This is a genomic window from Herbaspirillum sp. NPDC101396 (assembly GCF_044767365.1).
Taxonomy (GTDB): domain Bacteria; phylum Pseudomonadota; class Gammaproteobacteria; order Burkholderiales; family Burkholderiaceae_D; genus Herbaspirillum.
In genome coordinates, this window is the sequence record NZ_JBIWNT010000007.1 from 231,864 (window position 1) to 248,760 (window position 16,897).

The window sequence follows — 16,897 nt, forward strand, 5'->3', positions numbered from 1 at the left end:
CTTGAACGCCGCGTTTCACGCCGCGCCCGTATTTTCCTGTTGCGCTGTCTTTCGTCCCGTCGTGCGCTCGAACAAACCCTTGCTCCACAGGCGGAATCGTTCCATGTAGAGATAAACCACCGGCGTCGTGTACAGCGTCAGCATCTGGCTCACGATCAGGCCGCCGACGATGGAAATACCGAGTGGCTGGCGCAACTCGGCGCCGTCGCCGGAGCCCAGCGCCAGAGGCACAGCGCCCAGCAGCGCCGCCATGGTGGTCATCATGATCGGCCGGAAGCGCAGGCTGCACGCTTCGAAGATGGCGTCGCGCGGCGACAGGCCGCGCGTACGTTCGGCCTGCAGGGCGAAGTCGATCATCATGATGGCGTTCTTCTTGACGATACCGATCAGCAGGATCACGCCGATCAGCGCGATCAGGCTGAAGTCAGTGCCGGTGGCCAGCAGGGCCAGCAGCGCGCCGACGCCGGCCGACGGCAGCGTCGAGATGATGGTGATCGGATGCACCAGGCTCTCGTAAAGGATGCCGAGCACGATATACACCGCCAGCAAGGCCGTCAGGATCAGCACCGGCTGGCTGTCGAGCGACGACTGGAAGGCGTTGGCGGTGCCGGCAAAGGCGCCGTGCACCGCCGTCGGGACGCCCAGGCGCGCCAACGTGTCGTTGATCACTTGGGTGGCCTGCGACAGCGAGACGCCTTCGGCCAGGTTGAAGGAAATCGTCGAGGCGATGAACTGCCCCTCATGGCTGACGCTCAACGAAGTGGTGGTTGGCGCGAAGCTGGAGAACGAGGTCAGCGGCACCTGCTTCGACGCCGCCGTCGACAAGGTCAGCGCCAGCGACGAGTTGGAGTTGAGCTTGCCGCCCGCCGTCAACGCCGGCGGCGTGCCCAGCGCAGAGGTGGTCGGCGACAGGTTGGCCGTACTGTTGGCCAGGCTGACGTAGGTGCTGTTGAGGATTTCGGGACTTTGCCAGTATTGCGGCGCGGCTTCCATCACCACGTGGTACTGGTTCATGCCGCTGTAGATGGTCGAGATCTGGCGCTGGCCGAACAGATCACTGAGACTGGTGTCGATCAACTGCGGCGTGACGCCGCTGCGGATGGCGGTTTCGCGGTCGATCGTCAGCGTGGTCTGCAAACCCTTGTCCTGCTGGTCGGTGCTGACGTCTTCCAGCTGCGGCAGGTTGGAGAACGCCACGCGGATCTTGGGCTCCCAGGTGCGCAACAGTTCAAGGTCGTCGGACTGCAGCGTGTACTCATATTGCGAATCGCTCTGGCGCGCGCCGACGCGGATGTCCTGCACCGCCTGCAGGAACAGGCTGGCCCCGGCCACGTGTCCCAGTTTCAGGCGCAGCCGCGCGATCACCTTGTCGGCGGATATCTTGCGTTCCGACAGCGGCTTGAGCGCAATGAACATGCTGCCGCCGTTGCGCCGCCCGCCGCCGGTGAAGGCGGTAACGTTGGCCACCGCCGGATCCTGGCGCACGATTTCGATGAATTCGTTGAGCTTGATCTTCATGGCCTGGAACGAAATCGACTGGTCACCGCGGATGCCGCCGACCAGCCGGCCGGTATCCTGCTGCGGGAAGAAGCCCTTGGGTACGATCACGTACAGATAGACATTGAGTGCGATGGTGGCGAGCAGGATCACGATCATCAGCGGCGAGAACCGCAGGGCCCACGCCAGCGAACGCTCATAGCCGCGCAGCATGCTGTCGAACAGGCGCTCGACAGCCGTGAAGAAACGGCCCGGCTTGCGCTCTTCTTCGCTTTCTTGTTTGAGCAGCATGGCGCACATCATCGGCGTGGTGGTCAGCGACACCAGCAACGACACCAGGATCGCCACCGACAGCGTCACCGCGAACTCACGAAACAGGCGGCCGACGATGCCGCCCATCATCAGGATGGGGATGAACACCGCGATCAGCGAAATGCTCATCGACAGCACCGTGAAGCCGACTTCGCGAGCGCCGACCAGCGCCGCCTTGACCGGCTTCATGCCCTGCTCGATGTGACGCGATATGTTTTCCAGCACCACGATGGCGTCATCGACCACGAAGCCGGTGGCAATCGTCAGCGCCATCAGCGACAGGTTGTCGAGGGTATAGCCGAGCAGGTACATGATGCCGAAGGTACCGATCAGCGAGACCGGCACCGCCACACTCGGAATCAGCGTGGCGCGGCCGTTGCGCAGGAACAGGAACACCACCATGATCACCAGCGCGATCGACATCAGCAGGGTCTTCTCGGTGTCCTTGAGCGAGGCGCGGATGGTCGGCGTACGGTCCATCATGACTTCGAGATTGATCGCGTTCGGGATCGATGCCTTCAGGTTGGGCAGCAAGGCATTCACGGCATCCACGGTCTCGATGATGTTGGCGCCGGGCTGACGGTTCAGGATCACCAGTACCGACGGCTTGCCGTTGGCGGAGCCGGAATTGCGCAGGTCGGCCACCGAATCCTTGACCTCGGCAATGTCGCGCACGCGCACCGGCGCGCCGTTGCGGTAGGACACGATCAGCGGCGCGTATTCGGCTGCCGTCTTGACCTGGTCGTTGGCGTAGATCTGCCAGTTGCGGTCGCCGTCCTCGACGATGCCCTTGGGACGGTTGGCGTTGGTGGCCGCCACGGCGGTGCGCACGTCGGCCGTGCCGATGCCGTACTTGTTGAGTGCAGTCGGATTGAGCTCGATCCGCACCGCCGGCTGCGAACTGCCGCCTACGCTGACCTGGCCGATGCCGCGCACTTGCGACAGTTTTTGCGCCAGGATGCTGTCGGCGGCGTCGTACATCTGACCCTGCGTCATGGTGTCCGAGGTCAGCGCCAGGATCATGATCGGCGCGTCGGCCGGATTCACCTTGCGGTACGAAGGACTGCTCGGCATGCCGGAAGGCAGCAAGCTGCGCGCGGCATTCAATGCCGCCTGCACGTCGCGCGCGGCGCCGTCGATGTCGCGGTTGAGGTCGAACTGCAGGGTGATGCGGGTCGAATTGAGCGAGCTCGACGAGGTCATCTCGGTGACGCCGGCGATGGCGCCGAGCGCGCGCTCGAGCGGCGTGGCGATGGTCGCCGCCATGGTTTCCGGGCTGGCGCCGGGCATCGACGCCGACACCGAAATGGTCGGATAGTCGACCTGCGGCAGCGGCGACACCGGCAGCAGCTTGAACGCCAGCATGCCCGCCAGCGCGATGCCGATGGTCAGCAGCGTGGTGGCGATGGGCCGTTCAATGAAGGGACGCGAAATATTCATGCTGTCCCTGGGTCAGACTTGTGGCTGTGTTGGCGACGACGGCGGAACCAGCGGCGCCTTGGTCGAAGGCGCATCGTCGTCCGGATGCTCAGGATGCTTTTCCTTGCCGAAGCGCTTGCGCATGCGTTTGGCCAGGCTGTCGAAACCGAGGTAGATCACCGGTGTGGTGAACAGCGTCAGCACCTGCGACACCAGCAGGCCGCCGACCATGGTGATGCCGAGCGGCTGGCGCAGTTCGGAGCCGACGCCCGTACCCAGCATGAGCGGCAAGGCGCCCAGCAAGGCCGCCATGGTGGTCATCAGGATCGGGCGGAAGCGCAGCAGGCAGGCCTGGTAGATGGCTTCACGCGGCGACTTGCCTTCATGACGTTCGGCTTCGAGGGCGAAGTCGATCATCATGATGGCGTTTTTCTTGACGATGCCGATCAGCAGGATGATGCCGATGATGCCGATGATGCCGAGGTCGTTGCGCGAAATCATCAGCGACAGCAAGGCGCCGACGCCGGCCGACGGCAAGGTCGACAGGATGGTGATCGGATGGATGTAGCTTTCGTACAGCACGCCGAGCACGATGTACATCGTCACGATTGCCGCCAGGATCAGCCACAGCGTATTCGACAGCGACGCCTGGAACGCCAGCGCGGCGCCCTGGAAGTTGGTCGAGATGCTGGCCGGCATGGCGATCTCTTTCTCGGCCGCCATGATGGCCTTGACCGCTTCACCCAGCGAAGCGCCCTGCGCCAGATTGAACGAGACGGTGGCCGCCGGGAACTGGCCGAGATGGTTGACCACCAGCGGCGCGGTGCGCTCGGTCACCTTGGCGATGCTCGACAGCGGGATCTGGTTGCCGTTGGAGGCCACCAGGAAAATGCTGTTGAGCGCTTCCGGCCCCTTCTGAAATTCCGGCTTGACCTCCATCACCACGCGGTACTGATTCGATTGCGTATAGATGGTCGATATCAGGCGTTGGCCGAAGGCGTTGTACAGCGCGTTGTCGATGGCCGCCGTGGTGACGCCCATGCGCGAAGCAGCGTCGCGGTCGATCTCGACGTAGGCCTGCAAACCCTGGTCCTGTACGTTGCTGGCGACGTCGGCCAGTTCCGGCAACTGACGCAGGCGGTCGACGATCTTCGGCACCCAGGTGCTGAGTTCGGCGGAGTCGGCGTCTTCCAGCGTGAACTGGTATTGCGTGCGGCTGACGCTGTCCTCGATGGTCAGGTCCTGCACCGGCTGCATGTAGAGCGTGATGCCGGGGACTTTTTCATTGAGCTTGGGTTGCAGGCGACGAATGATGTCGCTGGCGCTGATGTCGCGCGACTCATGCGGCTTGAGGTTGATCAGCATGCGGCCGCTGTTCAGGGTGGCGTTAATGCCGTCGACACCGATGAAGGACGACAGGCTTTCCACCGCCGGGTCTTCCAGCACCACCTTGGCCAACGCTTGCTGGCGCTCGGCCATGGCGCCGAAGGAGACCGATTGCGTGGCTTCCGAAATGCCCTGGATCACGCCAGTGTCCTGCACCGGGAAGAAGCCCTTGGGAATGAAGATGTACAGCACCACGGTCAGCACCAGCGTGCCCAGCGCCACCACCAGCGTGGTGCGCTGGCGATCGAGCACCCATGTCAGCGCGACGCCATAGCGTGCGACGATGTTGTCGAAGAAAGCGCCGCTCTTGTGATAGAACCAGCCCTGCTTCTCTTCCGGCACGTGATGCAGCAGACGCGCGCACATCATTGGCGTGAGCGTCAGCGACACCACTGCCGAGATCAGGATCGCCACCGCCAGCGTCACGGCGAATTCATGAAACAGCCGCCCCACCACGTCGCCCATGAACAGCAGCGGGATCAGCACGGCGATCAGCGAAAACGTCAGCGAAATGATGGTGAAGCCGATCTGCTGCGCACCCTTGAGCGCGGCTTGCAGGGGCGCCATGCCTTCTTCGATGTAGCGCGAAATGTTTTCGATCATGACGATGGCGTCATCGACCACGAAGCCGGTGGCGATCGTCAGCGCCATCAGCGTCAGGTTGTTGATCGAGAAGCCGGCCATGTACATGATGCCGAAGGTGCCGACCAGCGACAGCGGCACCGCCACGCTTGGAATGATGGTGGCGGGAACATTGCGCAGGAACACGAAGATCACCATCACCACCAGCACGATCGACAGCAGCAGTTCGAACTTGACGTCATCCACCGAGGCGCGGATGGTGGTGGTGCGGTCGGTCAGGATATGCACGTCGATGGCGCCCGGCAGGCTGGCCTGCAGGGTCGGCAGGATCTTCTTGATGCTGTCGACCACGGCGATTACGTTGGCACCCGGCTGGCGCTGGATGTTGACGATCACGGCGGCGGAGTCGTTGGCCCAGGCGCCGAGACGCACGTTCTCGGCGGCATCGACCACGTCAGCCACGTCCGATACGCGGATCGGCGCACCGTTCTTGTAGCCGATGATGAGGTTGCGGTATTCGTCGGCGGACTTCAGCTGGTCGTTGGCGTCGATGGTCGAGGCGCGCGCCGGGCCGTCGAAGCTGCCCTTGGCCTGGTTGACGTTGGCGTTGCCGATGGCGGTGCGGATGTCGTCCAGGTTCATGCCCAGCGAGGCGATGGCGCGCGGATTCAATTGCATGCGCACGGCAGGACGCTGGCCGCCGGACAGACTGACCAGGCCGACGCCGGAGAGCTGCGAAATCTTTTGCGCCAGACGCGTGTCGATCAAATCCTGCACCTTGGGCAGCGGCAGTGTCTTGGAGGTTACCGCCAGCGTCAGGATCGGGGTGTCGGCCGGATTGACCTTGCTGTAGATCGGCGGCGCCGGGAGGTCGGACGGCAGCAGGTTGCCGCCGGCGTTGATGGCGGCCTGCACTTCCTGCTCGGCGATGTCGAGGCTGAGATCGAGGTTGAATTGCAGCGTGATCACCGATGCGCCGCCGGAGCTGGTCGACGACATTTGGTTAAGACCGGGCATCTGGCCGAACTGGCGTTCCAGCGGCGCGGTGACCGACGAGGTCATGACGTCGGGGCTGGCGCCGGGATAGAGCGTAACGACCTGGATGGTCGGATAGTCGACTTCGGGCAGCGCCGAGAGCGGCAGCTGTTTATAGGCGACGATGCCGGCCAGCAGGATCGCCAGCATCAGCAGCGACGTCGCCACCGGCCGCAGGATGAACAGGCGTGATGGATTCATGCTGCCGCCTTATTTCGTTGCATTGGCGGGGGCTGGAGTTGCAGCCGGTGCAGTTGCCGGTGCTGCAGCAGGCGCGGCCGGTGTGCCTTCCGTGGTGCTGCGTTGCTGGCGGCGCATTTCCATCATGCGCTGGCGGCGCTGGTCTTCCGGCAGCTTCTTGATTTCTTCGCCGAACTCACCTGCGTCGATGCGTTTGTTGAGCGCAGCCCAGCGCTTCTGGCGTTCTTCGGGCGTCATGTCCTGGCCGCCTTGACCGCTTTGACCTTCGCCGGCGGCAATGCCGGGAGCACCCGCGGCACCAGCGGCAGCACCATCGCGTTTATGACGACGCGGACCAGCCTTTTCGGTCAGTTTGTTGGCCGGATCGTCGGCGCCGCCGCGCACCACCGGCTCGACCTTGGCGCCTTCGCGCAGGCGGTCGATGCCGTCGACGACCACGGTTTCGCCGCTGGCGACGCCGTCTTCAATCGCGGTGATGTCGCCCTGCGCCGGGCCGGTCTTGACGTTGCGCACGGTGACGGTGTTGTTGGACTTGACCACATACACGAATAACCCCTTGGAGCCGCGTTGCAGCGCCGCCGTCGGAATCGTGATGGCGTCCTTGCGGGTGTCTAGCAGCATGCGGATGTTGACGAACTGATTCGGGAACAGCGCATAGTCGGTGTTGGGGAATTGCGCCTTGAGCTTGATGGTGCCGGTGGTGGCGTCGACCTGATTGTCGATGGTCAGCAGCACGCCGCTGGCGAGCTTGTTCTTCTGGTCCCGGTCCCACGCATCGGTGGCGAGTTTCTTGCCGGCCTGCAGTTGCTTCATGACGGCCGGGATGTTGTCTTCGGGAATGCTGAACACTGCCGTGATCGGCTGCACCTGGGTGATGATGACAATGCCGTTGGTGTCGCTGGAGTGGACGATGTTGCCGATGTCGACCTGGCGCAGGCCGAGGCGGCCGCTGACCGGCGCAGTGACGCGCGAATAGGTCAGTTGCAGGCGCGCGCTGGCCAGGTTGCCCTGGTCGGACTTGACCGTGCCTTCCAGTTGCTTGACCAACGCGGCTTGCGTATCGACCTGCTGGCCGGCGATGGAATCCTGCGACAGCAACGTGCGGTAGCGCTTGAGGTCAAGCTGGGCCGCGCCCAGTTGCGCCTGGTCGCGCGCCAGTTGGCCTTCAGCCTGGGTCACTGCAACCTGGTAGGGACGCGCATCGAGCTCCGCCAGCAAGTCGCCTTCCTTGACCAGTTGGCCTTCCTTGAAATGCAGCTTCATGAGCTGGCCGTCGACACGGCTGCGCACCGTAGCGGTGGCGGTCGGCGTGACGCCTCCGAGGCCGGTCAGGTAGATATTGACGTCCGAGATCTTGGCCACCGCCACGCCCACCGGCGACAGGCCTGCGCCACCGAAGCCGCCACCCGCGCCCGGAGGACCGCCGCGCTTGCCTTTGCCGCCGCCCCCCTGCCACTGCCCGCCGCTGCTCTGTGCCTGCTCGGCCGCTGCCGCGCGCTTGTGGTGCCAGTAGTAATAACCGCCGCCGACCACAATGATCAGCAAGGCCCAGAACCACCAGCGCTTGAGCAAGCCGGGGGATTTTCCGGAAGAGGAAGATGGCGATTGATTGTTGTCTGGAGTTGGTGTTGTAGTCATCTTGGCGGCAGGAAAATCGATCGATTCAATATGGGTCAAGGCATTTCATGAAGATCAGCGCGGCGGCGACAGCCTTTGCGGCCGGCGGGATGGTCTTCAGGAAATGCGCTCGCAGGCGCACGGCAGCACGCCAACTCGTTATTATGGTGCAGAAGCATGACGGAACGATGATCGTTCCCGCATATCTTCATATCAAATAAACAAAAACGTTGAGAGAAAGACAAAAAACCTTGCGCAAAGTTGCGCAAGGTTTCGAATTGCCGATGTTGCTTACTTGGCTGGAGCAGGCGCGGCTGCAGGAGCACCCGGCTTGCCGTGATCGCGACCGTGGTCACCGCCATGGTCACCAAAACGGCCGTGTTTGAAGCGACGCTCTTCCATCTTGCGGAATTCCTGGTCGAACACCTTTTGCTGCTCAGGCGACAGGACGGCGTAGAACTCCTTGGTGGCGGCGATACGATCCGTCATGCGGGCTTCCATCTTCTTCATCATGTCCAGATGGCGGTCCAGGCGTTCCGGCGTGGTCAGTTTGCTCCATTCATCCTTGCTCGGACGGGCCGGCGGCGTGGCCGGACGCTGCGGCGTGGTCTTGTCGGTGAAGGTCTTCCAGGCGCCTTCCTGGGCTGCTGTGATCTTCAGTTTGTCGTGCAAGGCTGCCTGGCGTTTGGCGCGGTGCTGCTCGAATTTGGCGATCTGTTCGGGAGTCGGCATATGACGTCCGGCTGGACCACCTGGGCCGCCCGGACCTGCCGGCGGCATCTGGGCGAACGAAGACATGGCGGTCAGACCGATACCTGCGGCGGCGACGCCGATCATCAGGTGTTTTTTCAGATTCAACATGGTGATTCCTTTCGTGTTGGGTGCGTTATCTGCACAGTTCACATTTAACTCTTCAGGTGTAACCGCGGTTTTTCCCTTGTTGCACGATTTGTATCTCTCTGTATATGCCGGCGGCTGCTTTGTTTCTCTCTATGTCTGGGGGGCTGCCTGTTATCCCAATATACAATTCAGCGTCACCCCATTTTTTGGAGTAGTCATAATGGCTGCCATGGATACAAATTCTCACATTCTGGTGGTCGACGACGACCGCGAAATCCGCACCTTGCTGGCGGAGTACCTCGATGCCAACGGTTTCCGTACACTGACGGCGACCAACGGCACCGACATGCGCAAGGTGCTCGACGAATCGCGGGTGGACCTGATCGTGCTGGACCTGACGCTGCCCGGCGAGGACGGCCTGACGCTGTGCCGCAACCTGCGCGCGCAATCGAACGTGCCGGTGATCATGCTGACCGCGCGCGGCGAACCGCTGGACCGCATCCTGGGACTGGAAATGGGCGCCGACGATTACCTGGCCAAGCCGTTCGAGCCGCGTGAACTGTTCGCGCGCATACGCAGCGTGCTGCGCCGGACCCAGGCGCTGCCGCCGAGCATGATGCGGCCGGATGCCAAGACCATGCATTTCTCCGGCTGGACGCTGGACCTGACTGCGCGCCATCTGCTCAACCCGGACGGCGTAGTGGTGGCCTTGTCAGGCGCGGAATTCCGCATGCTCAAGGTGTTCCTCGACCATCCCAACCGCATCCTCAACCGCGACCAGCTGCTGGAACTGACCCAGGGCCGCGAAGCCGATCCCTTTGATCGCTCGGTCGATATCCAGATCAGCCGCCTGCGCCAGAAACTGGGCGATGACGCCCGCACCCCGACCATCATCAAGACCATCCGCAACGAAGGTTACGTGCTGGCCACCACCGTGACACAGGAAGACGCCGGATGAATCATCTCTTCGCCCCTTTGCGCGAGTTCATCGGCTCGATCGGCAATCGCGTCTTCCTGATCCTGCTGGCGGGCATCCTGGTGGCGACGGTGACGACTACCTGGCTGGCTTCCAACGAGCGTCGCAACACCATGCGCGAACTGCGCTACCAACACGTCGCCGAACGCGTCGAGCAGGTGGTGCAGGCGCTCGATCCTCTCACGCCGCAGGCGCGCGACGTGGTCTTGCACGCGGCCGACAACTTCGGCTTCGAGGCCGCCTTCGTTAATGAGGTCGGCGACACGCTGCGCCCGAGCAGCAGCCCGATGGCCGACATCCTGAAATCGAGACTGGGCGAGGACCGCCAGATCGTGGTCCAGCGCGAGACTGACTGCGCCCCGCGCCGGCCGCGCAATGCGCCTCCGGACGATCCTGCCCGTGCCGAGCGGCCGCGCATGGAAACCTGCCGTGTCATCTATGTCAGCCTGCGCGACAAGGCGCTGCTGCGCCTGCGTCTGCACATGCCGGGCGACCCGCCTTCGCTGCGCGGTCGCGGCGGCATGGGTCCTTCCGGCGGTCCGTACATTCTTCTGTTCCTGGTGTTGATTGCAATGCTGGCGTATGTGGTGGCGCGCATGGCCGTGCGTCCGATCAAGCATCTGGCCAGTGCGGCGACGGAACTGGGACGCGATATCGACCATCCGCCTCTGGTCGAAAAAGGCCCGACCGAAATTCGCCAGGCCGCCAAGGCCTTCAACGCCATGCAGATGCGCATCCGGCGCCAGATCCAGCACCGCACGCACATGCTGGCGGCGATCACGCATGATCTGCAAACGCCGCTGACGCGCCTGCGCCTGCGGCTGGAAAAAGTGGAAGACAAGGAATTGCAGCAAAAGCTGGTGGATGACCTTGCCGTGATGCAAGGCATGGTGCGGGAAGGACTGGATCTGGCGCGCAGCATGGATTCGACTGAAGCGATGCAGCGCCTGGACATCGATTCCCTGCTCGACAGCGTGTGCGCCGACGCATCAGACGCCGGCCAGCAGGTGGAACTGCAGGGCCGCACGCGCGCTTTCGTGGTGGCCCAGCCGAATGCGCTGCGTCGCTGCCTGACCAATCTGCTCGACAACGCCTTCAAGTACGGCCAACGCGCCGAGGTATCAATCGCGCTCGACGACCTGCTGCCGAACCGGGTGCTGATCCGCATCCGCGATCACGGCCCCGGCATTCCTGAAGGCCAGTTGGAAACCGTGTTCGAACCGTTCTACCGGCTTGAAACATCGCGCTCGCGCGACACCGGCGGCACCGGCCTGGGACTGACGATTGCGCGCAATATCGCGGAGAATCACGGCGCCTTGCTGGATCTGCGCAACCATGCCAAGGGTGGATTGGAAGTCTTGCTATCGCTGCCGCTGAAGCAGGCAAAACGGGCGCGTTGAGCGCCCGTCCGGACCGTTTTTACTAGGCGTTAAAAGTAGTTCAGGCCGAGCGCGCCGCGCACTTCCGACACCGTCTGCGCGGCTGCTGCGCGCGCACGTTCGGTGCCACGACGCAGGATAGCCATCACTTCGCCGCGATCCTGCTGCCATTGTTCACGGCGGGTGCGAATCGGCTCCAGCAATTCCTGCAGATGGCCTTCCAGGCGACGCTTGAGCACGCTGTCGCCGAGACCGCCGCGGCGGTAGTGCTGCTTGAGCTCTTCCAGCGCCACACGATCCGGCTCGAAGGCATCAAGGAAGGCAAACACCACGTTGCCCTCGACCTGGCCCGGATCGTCGACGCGCAAATGATTCGGATCGGTGTACATGCGCTGCACGGCCTGCTTGATCTCGGCCGGCGAAGCACCCAATGCGATCGAGTTACCCAGCGACTTGCTCATTTTGGCCTTGCCGTCGATGCCGGGCAGGCGGCCGGTTTCTGACAGCACTTCCTTGCACTCCACCAGCACGTCCTTGCCGACCACGTTGTTGAAGCGGCGCACCAGTTCATTGGTCTGCTCGATCATCGGCAGCTGGTCGTTGCCGACCGGCACCAGTGTGGCCTTGAAGGCGCTGATATCGGCGGCCTGGCTGACCGGATACGTCAGGAAGCCAGCCGGGATGTCGCGCTCGAAACCGCGCAGGCGGATCTCTTCCTTGATGGTTGGATTGCGCTCCAGGCGTGACACGCTGACCAGGTTCAGCAGATGCATCGACAGCTCGTAGAGCTCGGTCACTTGCGACTGGATGAAGATGGTGGATTTTTCCGGATCGATGCCGACGGCCAGGTAGTCGAGCGCGACTTCCAGCACGTTGTCGGTGACTTTCTGATGACGGCCGACGTTGTCGGTCATGGCCTGGGTGTCGGCCAGCAGCAGGAACTGGCTGGCTTCGTTCTGCAACTGCACGCGCGACACCAGCGAACCGATGTAATGACCGAGATGCAACGGACCGGTCGGACGGTCGCCGGTCAAAACAATGGGACGCGCGGACGGCTGGTCGGAAACGGTGGAAGCTGCAGATGGTGCAGACGCTGGCGAAACATTCAAGGACATGGTCACTCCGGTAATTTCGGAACGCTGCCAGTCTCGCCGCATAAAACAATGCCGCCCGGACCGGCGGCATCACATTGACAAAAGCTGTACTACAAAGCTGTGCAAAAGCGGGCCACCCGAATCAGGTGCGCCACCAATGCCGGAGTTGTAGAGAGGGTTGGATTCTGTATTGCATCTGCCAAGTATAGCATCAAGCCTTGCTGATGATGCAGCGCAAAAGCCCTGCCCCGCCCGACTTCCGTAAAAAAAACCGCATCGTTTTTGCGATGCGGTTTGGGAGTATTAATACGCGCCCGGTGGCGGGCCGTAGTATCCCGGCGGCGGGCCGTAATAACCGGGCGGCGGAGGCGGCGGTGCGTAATAGTAGCGGCGCGGATGGTAGCTGTAGACCGTGGTGGCCTGTTGCTGCGTCTGGATCTGGTTGCCCTTGCTGTACATGCACTGGCTGTAGGTCATGTCGTAGCGCTGCTGCATCGAATAGTTACCGCCTGCCGACGCGTTGCTGCCGGCCGCACTGCCGACCAGCAGACCGCCGCCGGCGCCGATCGCAGCACCTGCGCCGGCATTGCCCGAAGCTGCGCCGATCAAAGCGCCGGCCACCGCACCGATCGCGGTGCCCGCGACAGCGCTGTTGGTGGCATTGTTCTGCGTCGACTGCGCCTGTCCGCCGATGGCGTCCTGGGCATATTGCTGGCACTGCTGCTGTTCACTGCGGAATTGCTCATACGATTTGCCGTTGCCCGGCATGGCCATGACCGATGGGCCGGTCGGCACGCTGACGCAGCCGCCCAGCACCAGCAGGGCTGTCAACGCGCCGAGCGTACCGGCTGTTTTATGGAGTGGTTTCACGATGTAATCCTTGAAAAGGCTATCTGCAACTGGTCTGAGGTTTGTTGGCGGCCGTGCTTTAGCTTTATTGCGGCGGCGGTTGTCCGCCATTTGGACCGTTCGGCACCACCTTCATCCAGTTGCTCGGGCAACTCTGGACGTACGGGTAATAACCTTTGGCTTCCTGGCAGTAGTACCAGTAATTGCTCTGTGCGGGCCCCTGCTCGATGTACACCGGCGGAGCTGCAGGTTGGACATAGACCGGCGGCGGATAATAGACCGGGGCCGGATAGTAGGCCGGTGGCGGTATCCACAGCGGACCGCCGATGTACACACCGAAACGGGTGTGCGCGGAACTCGCCCCGCTTGCCGCCATGCAACCCAGCGCAAGCAATCCCAACAAAGCTGCTTTTCTCATCTTCGCCTCGCGTATTTCGTGGAGACGGCACGCGCCATCCCGCTTCATTCAATATACGCAAAATGGGAAGGTTTCAACGGCTTTGTTTCAATTCGTAACCCTATTTAAGAAACCTGTACATGGCGCTACAAAGCCGGATACATGCGGGTTTCCGGGAATCGGAAACGAACACGCCGCTCTTTGGAAGCGGCGTGTAGGCAAAGCGGAAATCCTGCCGAAAAATCGGCTTCAGGACCGACGAAAATTACTTCGGCCCGGTCATTTCCTCCGGCTTGATCCACTGGGCAAATTGCTCCTCGGTGACATAACCAAGAGCCAGCGCCGCCTGCTTCAAGGTGGTGCCGTCGTGATGCGCCTGCTTGGCGATCTTGGCGGCCTTGTCGTAACCGATATGCGGCGCCAGCGCGGTCACCAGCATCAGCGAACGCTCCATCAGGTCGGCAATGCGGTCGCGGTTGGCTTCAATGCCCTGCGCGCAGTGGTCGTCGAAACTGTCCATGCCGTCGGCCAGCAAACGTACGCTTTGCAGGAAGTTATGCACGATCACCGGTTTGAACACGTTCAGTTCGAAATTGCCGGATGCGCCGCCGATGTTGATTGCGACGTCGTTGCCGAACACTTGCGCGCACAGCATGGTCAGGGCTTCGCATTGGGTCGGATTGACCTTGCCCGGCATGATCGAGCTGCCCGGCTCGTTTTCCGGGATGGTGATTTCGCCGAGGCCGGAACGCGGGCCGGAAGCCAGCCAGCGCACATCGTTGGCGATCTTCATGAGCGCCGCCGCCAGTGTCTTGAGGGCGCCGTGCGCCGACACCAGGGCGTCATGGCTGGCCAGTGCGGCAAACTTGTTGGGCGCGGTCTTGAACGGGAAGCCGTAGTGCTTCTCCAGCTCGGCGGCGACGCGCGCACCGAATTCCGGATGCGCGTTGAGGCCGGTGCCGACCGCAGTGCCGCCGGCTGCCAGTTCGCTGACGGCGTTGAGCGTCGAAATGATCGCCATTTCGGCATGCGTGAGTTGCGCGATATAGCCCGAGAACTCCTGGCCCAGCGTCAGTGGCGTGGCGTCCTGCAAGTGGGTGCGGCCGATCTTGACGATGTCCTTGAATTCTTCCGACTTGCGTTCCAGGGTCGCGCGCAGCTTGTGCAGCTTGGGCACCAGGTGGGTGGCGATGGCCAGCGCGGCCGCCACGTGCATGGCGGTCGGGAAGATGTCGTTGGACGACTGGCTCTGGTTGACGTCGTCGTTGGGATGGATCTTGCGCTCTTCACCGCGCACGCCGCCCAGCAGTTCCGAAGCGCGATTGGCCAGCACTTCGTTCATGTTCATGTTGCTTTGTGTGCCGGAACCGGTCTGCCAGACCGACAGCGGGAATTCCAGCGGGTGCTTGCCGGCGATCACTTCATCGGCGGCGGCGAGGATGCCTTCCGCCTTCTTGGCGTCGAGCTTGCCGAGGTCGCGATTGACGCTTGCGCAGGCACGCTTGACCGCCGCCAGCGCAACGATCAGTTCGGCGGGCATGCGCTCGGTGGAAATATGGAAATGGTGCAGCGAGCGCTGCGTTTGCGCGCCCCACAAACGATCGTCAGGCACCTCGATCGGGCCGAAGGTGTCACGTTCAATGCGATGTTTCATGATATTTCTTCTCCGCAGGAAATATGGTTCCGTGGAACCGCTACATCTCGTACGGCTCTGGCGCACGCTGCCGGCTTGAGCGATAGGAGACAACTGGAACGTATTGCATCAACCACCGCCTCGCTGCTGCCGGCGGACGCTGATGCAATACGTCCTACGGCTTGCGGGACGCTGGGTCCGGCAGCAGACAGGCGTCGATCACCTGCAGGTTGTTGTCTTTGGCGAAATTCAGGACGAAATGATACGCCAGCGGCTCAAGCGCGCGCAGCGCTTCGTTGACGACGACCGAGCGAACACCGTTGATCATGGTCGGTAATACGTAGGGGGAATATTGCAGGTGAGCATTGCGGCCGCCCGAACCTTCGGGGCGGAAACAGGACATGACGCCGCACAGACGTTCGGCCCAGTCGCTGGGCCGGAACTGCTTCCCATCCTGGGTCAGACCCATGATGATGAATTCTTGTGCCGGCTCGTTGGTGGTATTGATGGGATCTGCCATGCGTGCAATTCGTTCTCTGGCGTTTGCCACATAAATGGCTTCCTTCCTGTTGGGATGAAAGCCGACGAAACCCAAGTATTATATCTTATAGAAGACTTGAGATACACCACTATCTGGACAACCGGGACCACCCGCAAAAGCTTGTCTTGCGAGCAACCCTGCCTGCCTTTACCCCAGCCAGACGGCGACCGACAGCAGCAGCAGCAGGAACATCCATAACAACATGGCGCGCCAGACCAAGCCGACCGTGCTTTGCAGCGTGCGCGGCGAAGGCGGATCGCCGGGGAAGCCGTCAGCTGCTTCCAGCGTCGAATCGACCGTCGCGGCATCGATCGGCAGCACGCCCGAGGCGGACTCGGCCGGGGTGCCGAAACGCACGCCCATGGCGCCGCCGCCGGCCGACAGGATGATGCCGACGGCCTCATCCTTCCAGCGATCGGCGAAATTGCGCCAGGCGTAGATCGCGTCTTCGAAATTGCCGACCACGGCAAACGCCGCCGCCGTGAAACGTGCAGGAATCCAGTCTATCCAGTAGAACGCACGTTCGGCAAAGCGGCCAAAGACTTCCTGCTTCATGTGATCCGGCTCATTCCAGGCGCGCGCCAGATACTCCGACACGCGATACATCACAGCCAAGGCTGGGCCAACCGGCATCAGGAACCAGAAAAACACGCCGAATACGTGACGATGCGTGGTAACCAGGGCTTTTTCGGCGGCGATGCGCGAAATTTCGCTGACATCAAGGTCCGAGGTGTCTTCCTTGGTCCACTCTGCCAACAAGGCGCGCGCGGCGACATCATCGCCGGTGTTCAGCGCCAGCTGGATCGAAGTGAAGTAGTGGCTGTAGTGACGGAAGCCCAGGGTCATGTAGACGATCAGCACGTTCCACGCCAGCGCCGCCAGCGGGCTGATGCGCAGGCACACCCAGTAGACCAGGCCGGCCGGCACCGTCAGCGCGCCGACCATGACAAACCATCCCAGACGTCCATGATGCGCGTGACCGGCGTTGAACCAGTTTTCAATCCGGGCCGCGAAGGATTTGATCCAGGCGTAAATCGGATTGTCCGCCCGCAGCGGCTTCAGTTGTTCGATCAGGAGCGCAAAGAGTATGGAAAGAAATGTCATCAAGCCGCCTTTTGGTGAGTCTTATTTGTGTACTT

Annotated in this window: 13 protein-coding genes; 3 read left to right on the forward strand and 10 right to left on the reverse strand. The window is 62.3% G+C overall.

Annotation, left to right across the window (positions count from 1 at the left end; genetic code table 11):
- Positions 1-15: 15 nt before the first annotated feature.
- The 3 genes from ACIROY_RS23090 to ACIROY_RS23100 are packed head-to-tail and all read right to left on the reverse strand — an operon-like array spanning position 16 to position 8,070.
- A complete protein-coding gene (locus ACIROY_RS23090; RefSeq protein WP_402278385.1) occupies positions 16-3,249 on the reverse strand; it encodes an efflux RND transporter permease subunit in 3,234 nt (1,077 codons plus the stop codon).
- Positions 3,250-3,261: 12 nt separating this feature from the next.
- Complete coding sequence (locus ACIROY_RS23095) at positions 3,262-6,432, reverse strand: MdtB/MuxB family multidrug efflux RND transporter permease subunit (protein WP_402344500.1); 3,171 nt, start codon at positions 6,430-6,432, stop codon at positions 3,262-3,264.
- A 9-nt stretch (positions 6,433-6,441) separates the two neighbouring features.
- Positions 6,442-8,070, reverse strand: a complete 1,629-nt coding sequence (locus ACIROY_RS23100; RefSeq protein WP_402344534.1) for an MdtA/MuxA family multidrug efflux RND transporter periplasmic adaptor subunit — start codon at positions 8,068-8,070, stop codon at positions 6,442-6,444.
- Between the two features lie 47 nt (positions 8,071-8,117).
- Here ACIROY_RS23100 and ACIROY_RS23105 point away from each other — a divergent pair, with 47 nt between their 5' ends.
- Complete coding sequence (locus ACIROY_RS23105) at positions 8,118-8,270, forward strand: hypothetical protein (RefSeq protein WP_402278381.1); 153 nt, start codon at positions 8,118-8,120, stop codon at positions 8,268-8,270.
- A 70-nt stretch (positions 8,271-8,340) separates the two neighbouring features.
- On the opposite strand, the gene ACIROY_RS23110 is transcribed toward ACIROY_RS23105, so the two are convergent.
- Positions 8,341-8,910: a Spy/CpxP family protein refolding chaperone gene (locus ACIROY_RS23110; RefSeq protein ID WP_402344503.1), complete on the reverse strand. Its 570-nt coding sequence runs from the start codon at positions 8,908-8,910 to the stop codon at positions 8,341-8,343.
- A 208-nt stretch (positions 8,911-9,118) separates the two neighbouring features.
- Here ACIROY_RS23110 and ACIROY_RS23115 point away from each other — a divergent pair, with 208 nt between their 5' ends.
- Together ACIROY_RS23115 and ACIROY_RS23120 are read left to right on the forward strand one after the other, a co-directional pair.
- Positions 9,119-9,847, forward strand: a complete 729-nt coding sequence (locus ACIROY_RS23115) for a response regulator (RefSeq protein ID WP_402278377.1) — start codon at positions 9,119-9,121, stop codon at positions 9,845-9,847.
- A 17-nt stretch (positions 9,848-9,864) separates the two neighbouring features.
- Positions 9,865-11,265, forward strand: a complete 1,401-nt coding sequence (locus ACIROY_RS23120) for an ATP-binding protein (protein ID WP_402278770.1) — start codon at positions 9,865-9,867, stop codon at positions 11,263-11,265.
- 29 nt (positions 11,266-11,294) lie between these two features.
- Here the strand turns inward: ACIROY_RS23120 and trpS are convergent, their stop codons facing one another.
- The 6 genes from trpS to ACIROY_RS23150 all read right to left on the reverse strand — a co-directional run bounded on the left by trpS (position 11,295) and on the right by ACIROY_RS23150 (position 16,862).
- A complete protein-coding gene (gene trpS / locus ACIROY_RS23125) occupies positions 11,295-12,359 on the reverse strand; it encodes a tryptophan--tRNA ligase (RefSeq protein WP_402278375.1) in 1,065 nt (354 codons plus the stop codon).
- Positions 12,360-12,641: 282 nt separating this feature from the next.
- The gene (locus tag ACIROY_RS23130; RefSeq protein WP_116435379.1) at positions 12,642-13,208 is read right to left on the reverse strand and encodes a glycine zipper family protein; all 567 of its coding nucleotides are present in this window, start codon (positions 13,206-13,208) and stop codon (positions 12,642-12,644) included.
- A 64-nt stretch (positions 13,209-13,272) separates the two neighbouring features.
- A complete protein-coding gene (locus ACIROY_RS23135; RefSeq protein ID WP_402278373.1) occupies positions 13,273-13,605 on the reverse strand; it encodes a hypothetical protein in 333 nt (110 codons plus the stop codon).
- 244 nt (positions 13,606-13,849) lie between these two features.
- Entirely contained in the window at positions 13,850-15,238 is a 1,389-nt protein-coding gene (gene fumC / locus ACIROY_RS23140) for a class II fumarate hydratase (RefSeq protein ID WP_116435377.1), read from the reverse strand.
- A 154-nt stretch (positions 15,239-15,392) separates the two neighbouring features.
- Positions 15,393-15,737: a DUF3579 domain-containing protein gene (locus ACIROY_RS23145; RefSeq protein ID WP_016836400.1), complete on the reverse strand. Its 345-nt coding sequence runs from the start codon at positions 15,735-15,737 to the stop codon at positions 15,393-15,395.
- Between the two features lie 168 nt (positions 15,738-15,905).
- The gene (locus ACIROY_RS23150) at positions 15,906-16,862 is read right to left on the reverse strand and encodes a CobD/CbiB family protein (RefSeq protein WP_402278369.1); all 957 of its coding nucleotides are present in this window, start codon (positions 16,860-16,862) and stop codon (positions 15,906-15,908) included.
- Between the last annotated feature and the right edge of the window lie 35 nt (positions 16,863-16,897).

Coding starts and splice junctions, on each gene's coding strand:
- ACIROY_RS23090 (WP_402278385.1), bottom strand. CDS start 3,249: ATGAATATTTCGCGTCCCTTCATTGAACGGCCCATCGCCACCACGCTG.
- ACIROY_RS23095 (WP_402344500.1), bottom strand. CDS start 6,432: ATGAATCCATCACGCCTGTTCATCCTGCGGCCGGTGGCGACGTCGCTG.
- ACIROY_RS23100 (WP_402344534.1), bottom strand. CDS start 8,070: ATGACTACAACACCAACTCCAGACAACAATCAATCGCCATCTTCCTCT.
- ACIROY_RS23105 (WP_402278381.1), top strand. CDS start 8,118: ATGAAGATCAGCGCGGCGGCGACAGCCTTTGCGGCCGGCGGGATGGTC.
- ACIROY_RS23110 (WP_402344503.1), bottom strand. CDS start 8,910: ATGTTGAATCTGAAAAAACACCTGATGATCGGCGTCGCCGCCGCAGGT.
- ACIROY_RS23115 (WP_402278377.1), top strand. CDS start 9,119: ATGGATACAAATTCTCACATTCTGGTGGTCGACGACGACCGCGAAATC.
- trpS (WP_402278375.1), bottom strand. CDS start 12,359: ATGTCCTTGAATGTTTCGCCAGCGTCTGCACCATCTGCAGCTTCCACC.
- ACIROY_RS23135 (WP_402278373.1), bottom strand. CDS start 13,605: ATGAGAAAAGCAGCTTTGTTGGGATTGCTTGCGCTGGGTTGCATGGCG.
- fumC (WP_116435377.1), bottom strand. CDS start 15,238: ATGAAACATCGCATTGAACGTGACACCTTCGGCCCGATCGAGGTGCCT.
- ACIROY_RS23145 (WP_016836400.1), bottom strand. CDS start 15,737: ATGGCAGATCCCATCAATACCACCAACGAGCCGGCACAAGAATTCATC.
- ACIROY_RS23150 (WP_402278369.1), bottom strand. CDS start 16,862: ATGACATTTCTTTCCATACTCTTTGCGCTCCTGATCGAACAACTGAAG.